This window comes from Amaricoccus sp. (genome assembly GCF_017993425.1).
Classification (GTDB): Bacteria; Pseudomonadota; Alphaproteobacteria; order Rhodobacterales; family Rhodobacteraceae; genus Amaricoccus.
In genome coordinates, this window is sequence record NZ_JAGOMQ010000001.1 from 79,105 (window position 1) to 97,413 (window position 18,309).

An 18,309-nucleotide genomic window follows, 5' to 3' on the forward strand; every position below is an offset into this window, starting at 1 on the left:
AACCACCCGCCGCCAGCCCGCCCCGAGGCCCTGTCGGGGACGTTGCGCGCGACGTCGCTTCCCGCGCGCGGCCCTTGCCCGTTTCGTGGCACGCGGGCTACATGCCCCGGCGAAGCCACGCTCACTGAGGGGACCTCCCATGGCGAATGACGACGACGATCTGATCCTGTCAGACCTGCCCGACGACGAGCTCGTCCCGCAGATGCACGACGACCTCTATGACGGCCTCAAGGACGAGGTGGTCGAGGGCGTCGACATCCTGCTCGGGCGCGGCTGGACGCCCTACGACGTGCTGACCCAGGCGCTGGTCGCCGGCATGAAGGTGGTCGGCGACGACTTCCGCGACGGCATCCTGTTCGTGCCGGAGGTGCTGCTGGCGGCCAACGCGATGAAGGCGGGCATGGCGGTGCTGAAGCCGCTCCTCGCCGAGACCGGCGCACCGCGCATGGGCAAGATGGTGATCGGCACCGTCAAGGGCGACATCCACGACATCGGCAAGAACCTCGTGTCGATGATGATGGAGGGCGCAGGGTTCGAGGTGGTCGACCTCGGCATCAACAACGCCGCCGAGAAGTACCTCGACACGTTGGTCTCCGAGGAGGCCGACATCCTCGGCATGTCGGCGCTGCTGACCACGACCATGCCCTACATGAAGGTCGTCATCGACATCATGAAGGAGCGCGGCATCCGCGACGACTACATCGTGCTGGTGGGCGGCGCGCCGCTCAACGAGGAGTTCGGCCGCGCCATCGGCGCCGACGCCTATTGCCGCGACGCCGCCGTGGCGGTCGAGACGGCGAAGGAGTTCATCGCCCGCAAGCACAACCAGATGCGCCAGTCGGTCTGACCGAGCCGGCCGGAGGGGCGTATCCCGCGATACGCCCCTGTCCCGCGACCGCGGAAGAGGCCCGGCGGCCCGCCACGGCGCCGCCCCGCTCGCCGGAGCGCCCCCCGCCAGGCTAGCGAATTCACACTTCTCCTCCAGCCGCCATGGACCGAACGACAGGAAGCCGATAGCCGACCGAAGCGGGCTCCGCCCGCGAGGCTGCGGCGCGACAAGCGAAAGCACGGCTTTCGCCGCGCCGACGACCGGAGCGCGGTTACGCGCGGAAGCCGTCAGGGGCGCAGATTTCTCCGGGAGCGCGCCATCCGTCCGTGATCGCCCCGGCGAGCGCGGAATCGCGCTCGCCCCCCGAGGGGCGATCGCGGACGGATTTGCCACGGGTCAAATCCGTCGGGCTTCGACGTCGCGGCCCATTCCTCCCGATCCGTGGCTTCAGCCGGGATGTGTGAATGCCGTAGCCCGCCAGGCGCCTCGCCTCCGCGGAAATCCCCCCTGCGCAAATCCCCCTGACGGCGCCTCCCCGCGCCAGCCGCCGGCACGGCGAAAGCGGCGCATTCGCTTGTTGCACCCCGGCCCCCACGGCCCCTTCTCCCGCCCCCTGAGGCCGCGACGCAACAGGACCGCCGCCTCGATCCGACGCGACGCCCCCGCCGCCTTGACATGAGTATTTAACTCGGAAATCACGATTCCGTGGCCGCGCGCAACCGCGCCGGCGCCACAACAACCGTTCCGCCAGCCAAGGTCGTGCCGTCCCCGGCCGCCGCCAAGCCAGCGACGACCATGGGGGCCGTGAACATGGGCATTCGCGAGCGCGCGCCGGCGCGACGATTCCTGCTGTCGAGCAGCGTCCTGACGCTGTCCCTGCTGCTCCCGGGCCTCGCCCCGGCGCAGGAGACCGCGACCGAGGCCGAGGCCCGGGCGGTCGACGGATCGCTGGCGCTCGACACCATCACGGTGACCGGCGCGGGCGCCACTACCGAGGGCACGGGCTCCTGGACCGCGCCCCACGTGACCCCCTCGGCGACCGGCCTGCCGCTCACCGAGCGCGAATTGCCGCAGTCGGTCAGCATCACCACCAGCCAGCAGATCGAGGACCAGAACTTCCAGACCCTCGACCAGGCGCTGGCCTACACGCCCGGCGTCACCGCGGTCCGCGGCAACGGCGAGATGCGCTGGAGCTACTTCGCCCGCGGCTCGGAGATCACCAACCTCCAGTACGACGGCGTGCCGACCTACATCCACTTCTACGCCCGCGACGCCAACCCGCAGGACGACCTCGCGCTCTACGAGCGCATCGAGGTGGTCCGCGGCGCGACCGGCCTGCTCGAGGGCACCGGCAACCCCTCGGCGAGCGTCAACCTCGTGCGCAAGCGCCCCCTCGCCGAACGCCAGGTCGCCACCGACTTCGCCCTGACGAGCTACGGCAGCGCCGAGCTGACCTTCGACGCCTCGACGCCGCTCAACGAGGCCGGCACCATCCGCGGCCGCTTCGTCGGCAACGCCCTCGGCGGCGACGGCCCGCGCGACAACCTCAGCGACGACCGCGTGCTCCTCTACGGCACGCTCGACGTCGACATCGGCGACGCCACCACCGCGAACGTCGGCCTCTCCTACGTCGACGAGGACATCGACGGCTACAGCTGGGGCGGCATCTGGACCGACTACGACGGCAGCTTCTTCCCGAACTTCGACGGCGAGACCTCGCCCTCGCTCGACTGGGAATACTCCGACCGCGAGGCCTGGACCGGCTTCGCCGAGGTCAGGCACGAGCTGGAGAACGGCTGGACGCTCAAGGCGTCGGCCCGCTACAACGACGGCACGACCGACATGCTGACCTCGTACATGCGCTGGCAGCAGCCGGCGGACGAGATCGAGCTGCAGCGCAGCGGCGGCCGGTTCAAGTACGTCAACGAGAACTTCGCCGGCGACGTGCAGGCCGCCGGCCCGGTGACCCTCTTCAACCGCAGCCACGACCTCGTCGTCGGCGTGAACGGCGGCCGCGACCAGACCCGCTACGACACCGGCGACGGCTACCTCTTCGTCATCGACCCGCCCGACCGCGCCAACCCGCACGCCGAGCCGGAGCCCTCGCTCGGGCCGAACGACCTCTACTGGTGGGACATGACCACCAAGCAGTGGGGCCTCTACGGCGCCGGCCGCTTCAGCCTCACCGACCAGCTCAAGCTCGTCGCCGGCGGCCGCTTCACCTGGTACGACTACACCGACGACAGCAACGGCACGCCCAGCTCCTACAGCGTCGACGGCGAGTTCCTGCCTTACGTCGGCGCCGTCTACGACGTGAACGAGACCTGGAGCGTCTACGCGAGCTACACCGAGATCTTCCAGCCGCAGCAGGCCTACGACCTGAACGGCCTGCTCGACCCGATCACCGGCACGAACCTCGAGGCCGGAGTGAAGGCCGCCTTCCTCGACGGCGCGCTCACCGCCTCCGCGGCGGTGTTCCGCACCGACCGCGACGGCATCGCCGAGCCGGACCCGAACAACCAGGGCTGCGGCCCCGGCCCGTTCCCCTCCTGCTCCAAGCCCGCCGGCCTCGTCCGCACCCAGGGCGTCGAGTTCGAGGTCGTCGGCGCCGTCACCGACCGCTGGAACGTCTTCGCCGGCTACACCTACGTCACCTCGGAATACGAGGAGGGCGAGAACTCCGGCGATCGCTTCGACCCGAACGTGAACCCCGAGAACCTGCTGAAGCTCGGCACGACCTACCAGCTCGCCGGGGCGCTCAAGGACCTCACCCTCGGCGGCTCGCTGCGCTACCAGAGCGAGACCTGGCGCGACGGCTCCGACTGGGCCTCCGCCGACCAGCCCTTCGAGATGCGCCAAGGCGGCTTCACCGTCGTCGACGTGATGGCCCGCTACGCGCTGACCGAGCAGACCTCGCTCCAGCTCAACGTCGACAACCTCTTCGACAAGCTCTACTACACCGGCCTCTGGAACCCCGGCTACGGCAACTGGATCGGCGCGCCCCGCACCGCGACGCTGACGCTCCACCACACGTTCTGACGCCCCCAACCCTGCCGGCCCCGCCGGCAGGGAACGTCCAGACCCCGCGACGCCACGCCAGGGCTGCGCGCCCTCACGGCCAGTCGCCCGCGATGCTCCTGCACGACCCCGGGCAGATGCGAACGGGAGATATCTCGATCATGCTTGTTTGCGCGCAAATATAATTCGAAATATATTTGCAAATATTTTGAATATAAACGGTGAAAATCATTGCACAGTCATCAGCGCCGCATTTCGCGGCGCCGTTCGACTCACTTGAAGCTTGCGCCCTCCCTGCCCCAACCGCTCCGCGTCGAGCACGTCGACATGCGCACGTCAACCTGCGGGCGCCGTCTCGAGGCGAAACCTCGCCGCTGGTCGACCCTTGCCGCCTCCGTCGTGCAGCGTGCGTCCAGACCACGGCCAGCCCGGCCAGCAGGGACCCCCTGCCCGCGCGCCCGCAACCCACAACCGGACGCCTTGCCGGCGCCGCCGGCAGGGCGCATATCCGGGCGATGCAGCCCGACGACCGCGCCCTCACCGAGGAAGGCCTGCCCGCCCCCGACGAGGCCGGGCAGGTGCTCGTCGTCGCCTGCGGCGCGCTCGCCCGCGAGATCCTCGCGCTCCGCGCCGCCAACGCCTGGACCCATCTCGACCTGCAATGCCTGCCGGCGATCCTGCACAACCGGCCGCAGGCGATCCCCGACGCGGTCGAGGCCGCCGTGCGCGCGGCCCGCGGCCGCTACGGGCGCGTCTTCGTCGCCTACGCCGACTGCGGCACCGGCGGCCTCCTCGCCGACCGCTGCGCCGCGCTCGGCGTCGAGCTGATCGCCGGCCCGCACTGCTACGCCTTCTTCGACGGCCTCGACACCTTCGCGGCCCGCGGCGACGAGGAGATGCGCGCCTTCTACCTGACCGACTTCCTCGTCCGACAGTTCGACGCCTTCGTCTGGCGCCCGCTCGGCCTCGACCGACACCCGGAGCTGCGCGACATGCTCTTCGGCAACTACGAGCGCCTCGTCTACCTCGCGCAGACCGACGACCCCGCCCTCGACGCCCGCGCCGCCGCCGCCGCCGCCCGCCTCGGCCTCGCCTACGAGCGCCGCCTCACCGGCTACGGCGACCTCGCCGCCGCCCTCGCCGGCGTCCCCCGCGCCTGATCCCTCCCCGCCGGCGGCCCGCCCGTCGCCCCTTCCGCCGCGCCCGCCCTCCAACCCCTTCTTCCTTCTTCCTTCTTCCTTCTTCCTTCTTCCTTCTTCCTTCTTCCTTCTTCCTTCTTCCTTCTTCCTTCTTCCTTCTTCCTTCTTCCTTCTTCCTTCTTCCTTCTTCCTTCCCCTATCGTGCAGGTTCCCCCGCCCGGAAGGCGGGGGGAAGGGGGGTGGGCGAACGGCGCGCAACGGCGCGCAGGGGCCCCGCCCGCGCCTGCGCGGGTGGGGAGATCGACTCCGGAGCGCAAAGGCGCTCCGTCAATCCTTCCCCAGACCGCCAGCCATCGCCCCCGCGCGCCCTCCCGGCCCCTTGTTCGCCCGCGACGCGGTGGGGCATAGTCGCCCCGCGCCTCGGCGCGGGGGAAACGAGCCCGATGAAGACAGGATCGGCCGAAACGACGGTCGCGGCGGCGTGAGCGGGGCGAGCCTCACCCAGGCGGTCCGCGCCCAGCTCGCGCTCCGCGAGGGCATCCTCGCCGGCGAGTTCCCGGCCGGCACGCGCCTGCTCGAGGTGCCGCTCGCCGAGCGGCTCGCCATCTCGCGCACGCCCATCCGCGACGCCCTCGCCCGCCTCGCCGAGGAGGGCCTGCTCGAGCGCGTCCGCGGCGGCGGCTTCGTCGTGCGCACCTTCGGCCTCGGCGACGTCGTCGACGCCATCGAGCTCCGCGGCGTGCTGGAGGGCACCGCCGCCCGCCTCGCCGCCGAGCGCGGCGTCGCCCCCGCCCGCCTCGCCGAGCTCGCCAGGATCGTCGACGCCCTCGACGCCGGCTTCGCCCGCTGGGGCGGCGAGGTCGACATGGCCGACTACGGCGAGCTCAACGCCCGCTTCCACGCCGTCCTCTGGGAGCTCTCCGGCAGCCCGATCGTCCAGCGCGAGATCGAGCGGGTGGCCCGCCTCCCCTTCGGCTCGCCCTCCTCCTTCCTCCACGCCATGCCGGACGACCCCGCCTTCGTCCGCTCGCTCGAATACGCCCAGGACCAGCACCGCGCGATCCTCGAGGCGATCGGCGCCCGCGAGGGAGCCCGCGCCGAGGCGATCGCCCGCGAGCACGCCCGCCTCGCCCGCCGCAACCTCGAGCTCGCCCTCGCCCAGGGCGGCGCCCGCGTGCCGAGCCTCGCCCTCGTCGTCGACCCTCCCGCCGAGCGCGGCTGAGCGCCGACGGCGCGCCTTGCGGCCAAGGGGGGCGCATCCCGCGCCGGAGGCCCGGCGCCTGCCGGCCGGCGCCGTCCCGCGACGACACCCCGCCGCCGCTCCGCTTCCGCGATCGCCCTTCCCTTGCCCGCGGGGCCCGCGGCGGGATAAGGCAGGGAGCAGCGACAGACGGAGCCGCCCATGCCCACGCCAGAACCGGAGACCATCGAGGTGACGAGGACGCGCATCGCTTGCGACGGCGGCGCCGGAGCGCTCGGCCATCCACGGGTCTGGCTGCAGATCGACCCGGAGGTCGGCTCCGTCGAGTGCGGCTACTGCGATCGCAAGTACGTGCTCAAGGAAGGCGCCGACCACGGGGCGGACCACTGAGCGTGGACGGCGCGGGAAGCTTCGGGCCGGGCAGCCACCTCCAGCTGATCGACGGCTCCGGCTACATCTTCCGCGCCTATCACGCCCTGCCGCCGCTGACCCGCAAGTCGGACGGCCTGCCGGTCGGCGCGGTCGCCGGCTTCTGCAACATGGTCTGGAAGATGCTCGCCGAGATGTCGGGCGACGAGGCCCCGACCCACCTCGCCGTCGTCTTCGACAAGTCCGAGCACACCTTCCGCAACGAGATGTATCCCGACTACAAGGCGCACCGGCCCCCGGCGCCCGAGGACCTCGTGCCGCAGTTCGGGCTGATCCGCGACGCGACCCGCGCCTTCGGCCTGCCCTGCCTCGAGATGGCGGGCTTCGAGGCCGACGACCTGATCGCCACCTACGCCCGCCTCGCCCGCGAGGCCGGCGGCCGCGTGACCATCGTCTCCGCCGACAAGGACCTGATGCAGCTCGTCGCCCCCGGCGTCGAGATGTACGACACCCTGAAGGCGAAGCGCATCGGCCGCGACGAGGTGATCGAGAAGTTCGGCGTCCCCCCCGAGCGGGTGGTCGACGTGCAGGCGCTGGCCGGCGACTCGGTCGACAACGTCCCCGGCGCGCCCGGCATCGGCGTCAAGACGGCCGCCCAGCTCATCGCGGAATACGGCGACCTCGACGCCCTCCTCGCCCGCTCCCCCGAGATCAGGCAGCCGAAGCGGCGCGAGACGCTGATCGCCCACGCCGAGCAGATCCGCATCTCCCGCGACCTCGTCACGCTCCGCACCGACGTCGAGGTGACCGAGGCGATCGAGAGCTTCGAGGTGCGCGACCCGGATGCGGACCGGCTGATGGGCTTCCTCGCCGGGATGGAGTTCCGCACCCTCGCCGCCCGGGTGGCGCAGCGCCTCGGCGTCGACGCCCCGGCCGGCGGCCCGGCCCCCCGCGCGGCGCGCCCCGCCGGCACGGACGCCGAGGCGGTGGCGCTCGACCGCACGCCGCGCATCGGCATGGCCCCCGGCGCGCCCGACCTGCCGCCGCTGGCGCGCGGCGGCCACGTCATCCTGCGCGACGCGGCCGCGCTCGCCGACTGGGCCGCCCGCGCCCGTGACGCCGGCGTCGCGGCCATCGCCGTCGAGACCGACGGCGCCGACGAGATGCGCGCGGCGATCGTCGGCGTCGCCCTCTGCCTCGGCCCCGGCGCGACCGCCTACGCGCCCCTCGGCCACGTGACCGGCGCCGGCGACCTCTTCGCCGCGACCACCCGCGTCGAGGGCCAGATCGACCCCGACGCGGCGCTGGCGGCGCTCGCCCCGATGCTGGAGGACCCGGGCGTCCTCAAGGTCGGCCACGACCTGAAACGCGCCGCCAAGGCGCTCGCCCGCCACGGGATCCGCCTCGGCCCGGTCGACGACGCCCAGCTCATCGACTACGCGCTCCACGCCGGCCTGCACGGCCACGGCCTCGACGGCCTCGCGCTCGAGCATCTCGGCCACGAGCGCATCCCGCTGAAATCGCTGATCGGCGGCCGCGGCCCCAAGAGCCTCGACCTCGCGCCCGTCGAGGCCGTGGCGGAATATTCCGCCGAGTCGGCCGAGATCGCCTGGCGGCTCTGGCGCGCCCTGAAGCCGCGGCTGCCGTTCTCCAAGGTGACCCGCGTCTACGAGACCATGGAGCGCCCGCTCGCCCCGGTGCTCGCCGAGATGGAGACCGCGGGCGTCCGCGTCGACCGCGCCCGGCTGTCGCGCCTCTCCGGCGACTTCGCGCAGAAGATGGCCGGGCTCGAGGACGAGATCCACCGCCTCGCCGGCGAGAAGTTCAACATCGGCTCCCCGAAGCAGCTCGGCGAGATCCTCTTCGAGCGCCTCGGGTTCGAGGGCGGCCGCAAGGGCAAGACCGGGGCCTGGGGCACCGGCGCCGACGTGCTCGAGGAACTCGCCTCCCTCGGCCACGACCTGCCCGCGCGCGTCCTCGACTGGCGCCTCGTCTCGAAGCTGAAATCCACCTACACCGACACGCTCCAGGCGGCGATCAACCCGGAGACCGGCCGCGTCCACACCTCCTACACCATCTCCGGGGCCGCGACCGGCCGGCTCGCCTCCACCGACCCCAACCTCCAGAACATCCCCGTCCGCACCGACGAGGGCCGGCGCATCCGCGAGGCCTTCGTCGCCGAGGCCGGCAACCTCCTCGTCTCGCTCGACTACAGCCAGATCGAGCTGCGCCTCCTCGCCCATATCGCCGACATCGCCGAGCTGCGCGAGGCCTTCCGCCAGGGTCTCGACATCCACGCGATGACCGCCTCCGAGATGTTCGGCGTGCCGATCGAGGGCATGGACCCGATGATCCGCCGCCAGGCCAAGGCGATCAACTTCGGCGTCATCTACGGCATCTCCGCCTTCGGCCTCGCCGCCAACCTCCGCATCCCGCGCGACGACGCCAAGCGCTTCATCGACGCCTATTTCGAGCGCTTCCCCGGCATCCGCGCCTACATGGACCGCACCCGCGCCTTCGCCCGGGCGCATGGCTACGTCGAGACGGTGTTCGGCCGCCGCGTCCACACCCCCGAGATCAACGCCAAGGGCCCGGCCGCCGCCTTCGCCTACCGCGCCGCGATCAACGCCCCCATCCAGGGCTCGGCCGCCGACGTCATCCGCCGCGCGATGATCCGCGTCCCCGACGCCATCCGCGGCCTCCCCGCCCGGATGCTGCTCCAGGTCCACGACGAGCTGCTCTTCGAGGTCGAGGAATCCGCCGTCGAGGAGACCGCCGCCCGCGTCCGCGCCGTGATGGAGGAGGCCGCCCTCCCCGCCGCCGACCTCTCCGTGCCGCTGGTCGTCGACGCCGGCTGGGGCCCCAGCTGGGCCGCCGCGCATTGAGCCGGCCCGCGCTCCCCGCCGCCGACCTCTCGACGCCGCCCGTCGCCGACGCGGGCCGGGGCCCGACCCGGGCCGCCGCGCAGTGAGCCGGCCCGCGCTCTCCCTCGCCCTCCTCCTCGCCATCGCGGGCGGGGCGCAGGCGGAGGAGTTCCGCCTGCTGCGCCTCGGCGGGCTTTACGTCAAATGGGCGAGCCCCGCGCTCGGCGCCCCCGCCTCGGTCAGCTGGGGCCTCGCCGCCGCGCCGGAGCCCTCGCCCGACGCCCGCAACTGCCGCGACCTGCAACCCCTCGGCGCGCTCCCCGGCGTCGACCCGGCGCGCCTGCGCGCCGTCGCCGCGACCGCCTTCGCCATGTGGAGCCGCGCCGCCGGCATCGCCTTCCGCCCGGCGCCCGAGGGCCAGCGCCCCGACATCCTGATCGGCGCCCAGCCGGGCATGCGCCGCATCGCCTACGCCGACGTGCGCCCCGACCCCGCCGCCGCCGAGGGCGAGGTCGCGCCGATCGCCCGCGCCACGATCTGCCTCGACCCCGAGGCCGACTGGGGCGGCGAGTTCGACCTCGTCACCGTGCTCGCCCACGAGATCGGCCACACGATTGGCCTCGACCACCCCGGCGCCACCGGCGCGCTGATGGGCTACCAGAACCAGGGCCCCCTCGCCGCCCTCCTCCCCGGCGACGTCGCCGGCGCCCGCACCCTCTACGGCCCCCCGAAAACGGTCACGCTGGCCCGGGCCAACTGACGCGCCGCGGGAGCCACGCCTTGAGACGCCGCGCCGCCTGCATGCGCGGACCCGCCAGCCGCGCACGACTACCGTCGTCGCCGTGTGTCAACGCGCAGCAAACGCAGTTGTTGTGCTTGTCCGTCACATTCAGACACATCAACGTTGCTTGCCGCACCCCTGCGCACTACAAGCCACAGTGACGCGCGCGGTGCGCCCGCCGGAGCACAGCCGGATCAACGCGAGGGGGCGCTCCTGGGCGACGCGAGGCACGAGCCGATCGGCATCTCCTTCCCGAAGTCGGGACGGACCTGGGTCAAGGCGGTGCTGAAGCGCGCCGGCGCGCCCACGCCGTTCACCCATGCCGGCCATGGCAGCCGCAAGCAGGAGCTCGGCCGCCCCTTCGTGGCGATCCCCCCCGACCTCGCCGCCCGCCGCGTGCTCTTCCTCCACCGCAACCCGATCGACACCGCGGTCTCGTTCTTCCACCAGGTCAACAGCAAGGACTTCGCCCCCGGCACCCTGAAGTACTGGCAGCGCCTCGTGCCGCTCTGGCTGGAGGGCCGCCTGCCCCCCCGCTCCATCGACGCCTTCGTGCTGCACCCGAACTACGGCGTCGAGAAGATCTGCCGCTTCAACCGCGCCTGGCTCGACCACCTCGCCACCCGCCCGGATGCGCTCGTCGTCACCTACGAGAGCCTGCGCGCCGACCCGCTCCCCGGCTTCGGCCGCATCCTCGACTGGCTCGGCCGCGACGCCTCCGGCCTCGCCGAGGCCATCGAGGACAAGAGCTTCGAGAACATGCGCGCCCGCGAGGCCGCCCGCGCCGGGGACGCCTCCACCTTCCTCAAGCCCGACCGCAGCCGCGACGCCGGCGCCTTCAAGGCCCGCCGCGGCAAGGTCGGCGGCTACGCCGACGAGCTCGCCCCCGGCACGGTCGCCCGCGCCCGCGACATCGCCGCCGCCCATGGCTTCGAGGTCTGAGCCGATGCCGCTCGCCCGCATCGGCGCCACGACGCTGTTCTTCGTCCACGTCCCCAAGACCGGCGGCACCAGCGTCGAGGCCTACCTGCGCGCCAAGGGCGCCGCCCTCGCGCTGCACGGCCAGGGCAAGGGCTGGGCGCGCGTCCCCGTGCAGCACCTCCACCGCGAGGCCTGGGCCGAGATCGTGCCCCCTGGCGCCTACGACGCCGGCTTCGCCGTGCTCCGCGATCCCAAGGCCCGGCTGGTCTCCGAGTTCCGGATGCGCGCCGAGCCGCTCCGCCCCAAGCTCCGCCCCATCGGCCTCGCCCGGCTGGCGCGCAACCGCGTCGCCGGCCGGCCGACCTACCTCGCCCGCCTCGGCGGCCGCACGGAATATCTCGACTTCGACCAATGGGCGGCCCGCGCGCTGGCCGAGGCCGGCCGCGACCCCTGGACCCTCTCCAACCACCTCCGCCCGCAGGCCGCCTTCGTCGACCCCCGCCACCGCCTCTTCCGGCTCGAGGACGGCCTCGACGCCGTGTTCCGCTGGATCGACGCGACCACCGGCACGCCGCCCACCCCCGGCCTCTTCCACGAGCGCCGCTCCTCGCCCATCCCGGTCGCCTGCTCCCGCGCCACCGACGCGCTGATCCGCGACGCCTACGCCGAGGACTACGCCCTCCTCGCCTCCCTCGCCGCCGCGGAGCCCCCCGCATGACCGCCCCGCCGGCCCACCTCGCCCTCGTGACCAGCCTCATCAAGTCGACCGGCGCGGGCGAGCCCTTCCGCGGCAAGACCGCCGTCGCCCGCCACGCCGTCGGGCTCCGCCCCGCCCGACACGCCGCCGCGGAGGCCCCTGCATGACCGACCCGCCGGGCCGCCTCGCCATCGTGACCAGCCTCGTCAAGTCGACCGGCGCGGGCGAGCCCTTCCGCAGCGAGACCGCCATCGCCCGCCACGCCGTCGGGCGCCGCCCCGCCCGACACGCCGCCGCGGAGGCCCCTGCATGACCGAGCCGCCGGGCCGCCTCGCCATCGTGACCAGCGTCGTCGGCAAGTCGACGGAGATCTCCCAGCGCCGCCACATCAACGAGCTCTTCGGCGGGAACACCGCCATCGTCTGCTACTCTGTCGAGCCCGGCTTCACCACCGGGAAGCCCATGCTCCACGTCACCCGCCGCCCGCCCGGCCTCGCCCCCCGCGCCGAGCTCGAGCTCGGCAAGGCCTGGAACACCCTGCGCTGGCAGGCCTCCGGCGTGCCCTTCGGCCGGGTGCGCGACCGCGTCGAGGCCTTCCTGCGCGAGAACCGCTGCTTCGCCATCCTCGCCGAGTTCGGCCATCTCGGCTCCAGCTTCGCGCCCGTCGGCCAGGCGCTCGGCATCCCGGTCTTCGTCTACTTCCGCGGCTTCGACGCCTCGAAGCGCCTGTCCTCGCCGCTCCGCGTCCTCTCCTACCGCGCCGCGATCCCCCGCCTCGCCGGCTGGTTCTCCGTCTCGCAGTCGCTCCTCGACAACCTCGCCGCCAAGGGGCTCCGCCACCCCAACAGCCACGTCATCCCCTCCGGCGTCGACACCGACCTGTTCGCCCCGGCGGAGAAGGACCCCGACCTCGTCCTCGCCGTCGGCCGGATGATCCCGAAGAAGGCCCCCCTCGTCACCATCGCCGCCTTCGCCCGCGCCGCCGCCGACCTCCCCTCCAAGCGCCTCGAGATGATCGGCGACGGCCCCCTCCTCGACCCCGCCCGCGCCGAGGCCGCCCGCCTCGGCGTCGCCGGCCGCGTGAGCTTCCTCGGCCTCCAGCCGCACGCCGTGGTCCGCGACAAGATGGCCCGCGCCGCGGTCTTCGCGCAGCACTCGGTCACCGACGCCGAGGGCAACGAGGAGGGCCTCCCCATCGCCATCCAGGAGGCGATGGCCTCGGGCGCCGTGGTGGTCTCCACGATCCACGCCGGCATCCCCGACGCCGTCACCTCCGGCGCCGACGGAATCCTCGTCCCCGAGCACGACCTCGAAGGCTACACGGCCGCGCTCCGCTCCGTCCTCGCCGACGCCCCCCTCCGGCGCCGCCTCGCCGAAGCCGCCCGCGCCCGCGCCGTGACGCAGTTCGACACCCGCGTCCTCCACCGCCGGATCGAGGACATCATCCGCGCCGCGACGGGCGCCCCCGCCTGAACGGCGGTCTTGCCGCCTGACGCCCCAAGACGGCCCCGACACAACCCCGCTTGCCCCGCCGCCGCCTCCCCCGATAGGCTCGCCGAAACGGGAGGACCAGCATGGCCAACGTCGCGGTGATCGGGCTCGGCTCGATGGGATACGGCATGGCGACGTCGCTGGTCCGCGCCGGCCACCGCACCTGGGGCGCCGACGTCGCCCCCGCGCAGGCCGGGCGCTTCCGCGCCGAGGGCGGCCAGCCCGGCCCCGTCCCCGGCCCGGACCTCGACGCCGCCGTCGTCGTCGTCCTCAACGCCGCCCAGACCGAGGCCGCCCTCTTCGGCCCCGACGGCATGGCGCCCACCCTCCGCCCCGGCGCCGTCGTCATCGCCTGCGCCACCGTCGCCCCCGACTTCGCCCGCGCCATGGAGGCCCGCGCCGCCGCCCTCGGCCTCCTCTACCTCGACGCCCCCATCTCCGGCGGGTCGGCCAAGGCGGCGCAGGGCCAGCTCTCCGTCATGGCCTCCGGCACGCCCGCGGCCTTCGCCGCCGCCCGCCCCGTCCTCGACGCCACCGCCGCGAAGGTCTTCGAGCTCGGCGACGCCGCCGGCGCCGGCTCGGCGATGAAGGCCGTGAACCAGCTCCTCGCCGGCGTCCACATCGCCGCCATGGCCGAGGCGCTGACCTTCGGCCTCACCCAGGGCGTCACCCCCGAGCGCTTCCTCGAGGTCATCCCGCAATGCGCCGGCACGAGCTGGATGCTGGAGAACCGCGCCCCCCACGTCGCGGCCGGCGACTACACCCCGCATTCCGCCGTCGACATCTGGCCGAAGGACCTCGGCATCGTCCTCGACATCGCCCGCTCCGCCCGCTTCGCCGCCCCCCTGACCGCCGCCGCCCTCCAGCAGTTCCTCGCAGCCTCCGGCTCCGGCCTCGGCCGCGAGGACGACGCCGCCGTCGCCAAGGTCTACGCCCGCAACGCCGGCCTCAAGCTCCCGGGCGACCCATGACCCGCGCCGGCCACACCGGCGATCCCACCGCCGCGACCGACCTCGCCCGCTCCCGCGCGCCGGTCTCGCGGCTCATGGACGCGCCCACCGACCCGGCCGCTCCCTGCCGCCTCGACGTCCGGCTCCGGCCGCGAGGACGACGCCCCCGCCGCCAAGGTCTACGCCCCCAACGCCAGCCTGGAGCTCACACGCGGCCCATGACCCACACCGGCCGCACAAGCGATGGACTCATCGGCCCGACCGACCTCGACCGCCGCGGCGCCCTGGCCTCGCAGCACTCGGGCATCCATCCGGACCCGGCAGCGCCTCGCCGCCAGGGTCCTCGCCCGCCACGCCGCCCCCAGGCCCCGGTGACCCTGCCATGACCCTTCTCGGCTGCATCGGCGACGACCTCACCGGCTCGACCGACCTCGCCGGCCTCCTCGCCCGCTCCGGCGCGCCCGTCTCGCTCCGCATGGGCGTGCCCACGGACCCGCCTGCGGAAGCCGCGCCCATCGAGGTGATCGCGCTGAAATGCCGCACCGCGCCGGTCGCCGAGGCCGTCGCCGAGACCCGCGCCGCCCTCGCCTGGCTGCGCGCCGCCGGGGCCTCGCGCTTCTTCTGGAAATACTGCTCCACCTTCGACTCGACCCCCCAAGGCAACATCGGCCCCGTCGCCGAGGCCCTGATGGCCGACCTCGGCGCCGCCCAGACCATCTACTGCCCCGCCTTCCCCGAGAACGGCCGCGCCGTCTTCATGGGCGTCCTCTTCGTCGGCGAGCAGCCGCTGGCCGAGAGCCCGATGAAGGACCACCCGCTGACGCCCATGCGCGACTCGAACCTGATGCGCCTCCTCGCGCCGCAGGTCGCCCGCCCGGTCGGCCTCGCCAACCGCCTCGCCGTCGCCCGCGGCCCCGAGGCCCTGCGCGCCCGCCTCGCCGCGCTCGCCGCGGAAGGCGTCGCCCATGTCGTCGTCGACGCGGTGGCCGACGCCGACCTCCGCGTCATCGCCGAGGCCTGCCGCGACATGCCGCTCCTGACCGGCGGCAGCGCCGTCGCCATGCCGCTCCCCGAGCTTTGGCTCCGCGAGGGCCTGCTCGCCCGCGAGCCCGAGGCCGCCCGCCCGCCGGCCCCCGGCCCCGGCGCCGTCATCCTCTCCGGCAGCTGCTCCGCCATGACCAACCGCCAGGTCGCCGCCTGGCGCGCCACCGGCGCGCCCGCGTTCCGCCTCGACCCCGCCGCGCTCGCCGCCGAAGGCCCGGGAGCCGCGCTCGACTGGCTCGCCGCGCAGCCGCCCGACCCCGCGCCGCTCCTCTACGCCACCGCCGAGCCGGCCGAGGTCCGCGCCGCCCAGGCCGCGCTTGGTGCCGCCCGCGCCGGCGAGATCGTCGAGCAGGCGCTCGCCCGCCTCGCCGTCGCCGCCCGCGACCGCGGCGCCCGCCGCCTCGTCGTCGCCGGCGGCGAGACCTCGGGCGCGGTCGCCCGGGCCCTCGGCGTCGCCCGCCTCCGCGTCGGCCCCGAGATCGCCCCCGGCGTCCCCTGGTGCTTCGCCGAGAGCGCCGGCCACCCGATCGCGCTCACGCTCAAATCCGGCAACTTCGGCGCCGAGACCTTCTTCGCCGACGCCCTCGCCGCCCTCGGCCGATGACCCGCCCCGCTCCCCGGTCCAGCCGTCCCCGCATCCCCGGGCCTCCCCCGTCGGCCGGCCGCCCCGGCCCGGCCGCCCGGGCGCCCTGCGCAGCCCGAGCTGCGCCGCCATCTCCCTCGGCGGCCGCATCCCGGCTGAGGCCCCGGATCGGGTCGGAACAGGACGCCACGCCGAAGCCAGACGGATTTGACCCGTGGCAAATCCGTCCGCGATCGCCCCTCGGGGGGCGAGCGCGATTCCGCGCTCGCCGGGGCGCTCACGGACGGATTGCGCGCGACGGGGAAATCTTCACCCCTCACGGCCTCCGCGCCAACGCGCTCCAGCCGTCGGCGCGGCGAAAGCCATGCTTTCGCTTGTCGCGCCGTAGCCTCGCGGGCGGAGCCCACTTCGGTCGGGCGGCTTTCGGCTTCATTCCGTCTGTGCGGGCCGGAGGAGAAGCGTGCCCCCCCCGGCCCCCCGCAGACATTTTGCGCCAGCCCGGGTCGGCGCGCCGATATCCCCTCGAGACGCCGACCGACCCGGGAGGCGCCGTCCGAGGCCTTCGGGCCGAGCCCCGTATGACATGACCCGCCCATGACCCCCGAATCCGCCCTCCGCGAGCTGATCTGCACCCTGGCGAGGTCGCTCTTCGACCGCGGCCTCACCGGCGGCTCGACCGGCAACATCTCCGCCCGCACCCCCGACGGCGGCCTCCTCGTCTCGCCGACCGGCACGAGCTTCGGCCGGCTCGACCCCGCCCGCCTCAGCCGCTTCGACGCCGGCGGCGCCCTGACCGGCGGCGACAAGCCGACCAAGGAGATGCCGCTCCACAGCGCCTTCTACGACACCCGCTCCACCGCGGGCGCCGTCGTCCACCTGCATTCCTGCCACGCCGTCGCCCTCTCGATGCTGCCCGAGGTCGACCCCGACGACTTCCTCCCCCCGCTTACCCCCTACGCGATCATGAAGCTCGGCCGGGTGAAGCTCCTGCCGTTCTTCCTGCCCAGCGACCCCGCCATGGGGGCCGCCGTCCGCAGCCTCGCCGGCCGGCGCAGCGCGGTGATGCTCGCCAACCACGGCCCCGTCGTCGCCGCCGCCGACGTCGAGGCCGCCTGCAACGCCATCGAGGAGCTCGAGGACACCGCCCGCCTCGCCCTCCTCACCCGCGGCCTCGCCCCCCGCGCCCTCACCCCGGATCAGATCCGCGCCGTCGTGACCAAATTCGACGTGGAATGGGACGCATGACGCGCGCCCCTCAACGCCCCGCCCGAACCGACGCGCACCCGGCGCCGCCGCGTCGACTGGAAAGCCCGCGCGCTCGCCGACCTCATCGCCTCGCCCGAAGCGGCGCCCGCCGGCCGCCGCTGCCCTCGCCGATGCGCCAGCATCGGCAGCGCCTGCCTGCCCCGTCACGCCGGAGGCGTGCCTTCGGCACGACGCAGGCGCTTCGCGCCAGCCCAGGCAGGCGCGCCGACGCCCCCCTGAGATGTCGGCGGGACCAGGCGCAACCGCCGACGCCGGACCCGGGGGTGCGGCGCTCCCCCAAGGCGGCCCCCGGAAGTCTGCATGAAGCCCCCGCCGGCTTCCGCATGGCCAGGGCGACAGGCCACGACGCCCCGGCGGCGACCCACGAGGAACGCAACCCATGAAGTTCTCCGCCAACCTCGGCTTCCTCTGGACCGACCGTCCCCTCCCCGACGCCATCCGCGCCGCCCGGGCGGCCGGCTTCGACGCCGTCGAATGCCACTGGCCCTACGCCACACCCGCCGCCGAGACGAAGGCCGCCCTCGACGAGACCGGCCTCGCCATGCTGGGCCTCAACACCCTCCGCGGCGACCTCGCCCGCGGCGAGAACGGCCTCGCCGCGCTCCCGGGCCGCGAGGCCGAGGCCCGCGCCGCCATCGACGAGGCCATCGCCTACGCCGTCGCCATCGGCGCCCGCGCCGTCCACGTCATGGCCGGCCACAGCGGCGGCCCGCGCGCCCACGCGGCCTTCGCCGCCAACCTCCGCCACGCCTGCGCGGCCGCCGCCCCCCACGGGCTCACGATCCTGATCGAGCCCCTCAACCACTACGACGCGCCCGGCTACTTCCTCGCCACCTCGACCCAGGCCGCCGCGCTGATCCGCGAGCTCGCCTTGCCGAACCTCCGGCTGATGTTCGACTGCTACCACCTGCAGATCATGGAGGGCGACCTCACCCGCCGCCTCGCCGCCCTCCTGCCGCTCACCGGCCATATCCAGATCGCCGCCGTCCCCGACCGCGGCCCGCCCGACCACGGCGAGCTCGACTACCGCTGGCTCCTGCCCGAGATCGACCGCCTCGGCTGGACCACCCCCGTCGGCGCCGAATACCGCCCCGGCCCCGACACCGACGCCACCCTCGGCTGGCTCGCCACGGCCCGCGCCGCCTGTGGATAACTT

The 18,309-nt window shown here is 74.0% G+C and carries 16 protein-coding genes; all 16 read left to right on the forward strand.

The window, feature by feature from the left end; all coding sequences use genetic code 11:
• Positions 1–139 precede the first annotated feature (139 nt).
• Entirely contained in the window at positions 140–847 is a 708-nt protein-coding gene (locus KBB57_RS00385) for a B12-binding domain-containing protein (RefSeq protein WP_290745066.1), read from the forward strand.
• Positions 848–1,639: 792 nt separating this feature from the next.
• Positions 1,640–3,868 (forward strand): TonB-dependent siderophore receptor, encoded by a 2,229-nt coding sequence (locus tag KBB57_RS00390; protein WP_290745068.1) that lies wholly within the window; start codon positions 1,640–1,642, stop codon positions 3,866–3,868.
• Positions 3,869–4,362: 494 nt separating this feature from the next.
• Positions 4,363–5,007, forward strand: a complete 645-nt coding sequence (locus tag KBB57_RS00395) for a DUF1638 domain-containing protein (RefSeq protein WP_290745070.1) — start codon at positions 4,363–4,365, stop codon at positions 5,005–5,007.
• Positions 5,008–5,467: 460 nt separating this feature from the next.
• On the forward strand, positions 5,468–6,208 hold the full coding sequence (locus KBB57_RS00400; RefSeq protein ID WP_290745073.1) for a GntR family transcriptional regulator: 741 nt from the start codon (positions 5,468–5,470) through the stop codon (positions 6,206–6,208).
• Positions 6,209–6,388: 180 nt separating this feature from the next.
• Positions 6,389–6,577 (forward strand): zinc-finger domain-containing protein, encoded by a 189-nt coding sequence (locus tag KBB57_RS00405; RefSeq protein WP_290745076.1) that lies wholly within the window; start codon positions 6,389–6,391, stop codon positions 6,575–6,577.
• A 2-nt stretch (positions 6,578–6,579) separates the two neighbouring features.
• A complete protein-coding gene (gene polA, locus KBB57_RS00410) occupies positions 6,580–9,441 on the forward strand; it encodes a DNA polymerase I (RefSeq protein ID WP_290745079.1) in 2,862 nt (953 codons plus the stop codon).
• 82 nt (positions 9,442–9,523) lie between these two features.
• Positions 9,524–10,180, forward strand: a complete 657-nt coding sequence (locus tag KBB57_RS00415) for a matrixin family metalloprotease (protein WP_290745082.1) — start codon at positions 9,524–9,526, stop codon at positions 10,178–10,180.
• A 144-nt stretch (positions 10,181–10,324) separates the two neighbouring features.
• On the forward strand, positions 10,325–11,143 hold the full coding sequence (locus KBB57_RS00420) for a sulfotransferase domain-containing protein (RefSeq protein ID WP_290745084.1): 819 nt from the start codon (positions 10,325–10,327) through the stop codon (positions 11,141–11,143).
• Positions 11,144–11,147: 4 nt separating this feature from the next.
• A complete protein-coding gene (locus KBB57_RS00425; RefSeq protein ID WP_290745086.1) occupies positions 11,148–11,840 on the forward strand; it encodes a sulfotransferase family 2 domain-containing protein in 693 nt (230 codons plus the stop codon).
• Entirely contained in the window at positions 11,837–11,986 is a 150-nt protein-coding gene (locus tag KBB57_RS00430; protein ID WP_290745088.1) for a hypothetical protein, read from the forward strand. The genes KBB57_RS00425 and KBB57_RS00430 overlap by 4 nt, the downstream gene beginning before the upstream one ends.
• On the forward strand, positions 11,983–12,132 hold the full coding sequence (locus KBB57_RS00435; RefSeq protein ID WP_290745091.1) for a hypothetical protein: 150 nt from the start codon (positions 11,983–11,985) through the stop codon (positions 12,130–12,132). Before KBB57_RS00430 ends, KBB57_RS00435 begins: the two co-directional genes overlap by 4 nt.
• Entirely contained in the window at positions 12,129–13,292 is a 1,164-nt protein-coding gene (locus KBB57_RS00440) for a glycosyltransferase (protein WP_290745094.1), read from the forward strand. The genes KBB57_RS00435 and KBB57_RS00440 overlap by 4 nt, the downstream gene beginning before the upstream one ends.
• 101 nt (positions 13,293–13,393) lie before the next feature.
• On the forward strand, positions 13,394–14,281 hold the full coding sequence (gene ltnD / locus KBB57_RS00445; RefSeq protein ID WP_290745097.1) for an L-threonate dehydrogenase: 888 nt from the start codon (positions 13,394–13,396) through the stop codon (positions 14,279–14,281).
• Positions 14,282–14,642: 361 nt separating this feature from the next.
• Positions 14,643–15,908 (forward strand): 3-oxo-tetronate kinase, encoded by a 1,266-nt coding sequence (gene otnK, locus KBB57_RS00450; protein ID WP_290745099.1) that lies wholly within the window; start codon positions 14,643–14,645, stop codon positions 15,906–15,908.
• Positions 15,909–16,481: 573 nt separating this feature from the next.
• The gene (locus KBB57_RS00455) at positions 16,482–17,132 is read left to right on the forward strand and encodes an aldolase (protein WP_290745101.1); all 651 of its coding nucleotides are present in this window, start codon (positions 16,482–16,484) and stop codon (positions 17,130–17,132) included.
• 400 nt (positions 17,133–17,532) lie between these two features.
• The gene (locus KBB57_RS00460) at positions 17,533–18,306 is read left to right on the forward strand and encodes a TIM barrel protein (RefSeq protein ID WP_290745103.1); all 774 of its coding nucleotides are present in this window, start codon (positions 17,533–17,535) and stop codon (positions 18,304–18,306) included.
• Positions 18,307–18,309: the final 3 nt, after the last annotated feature.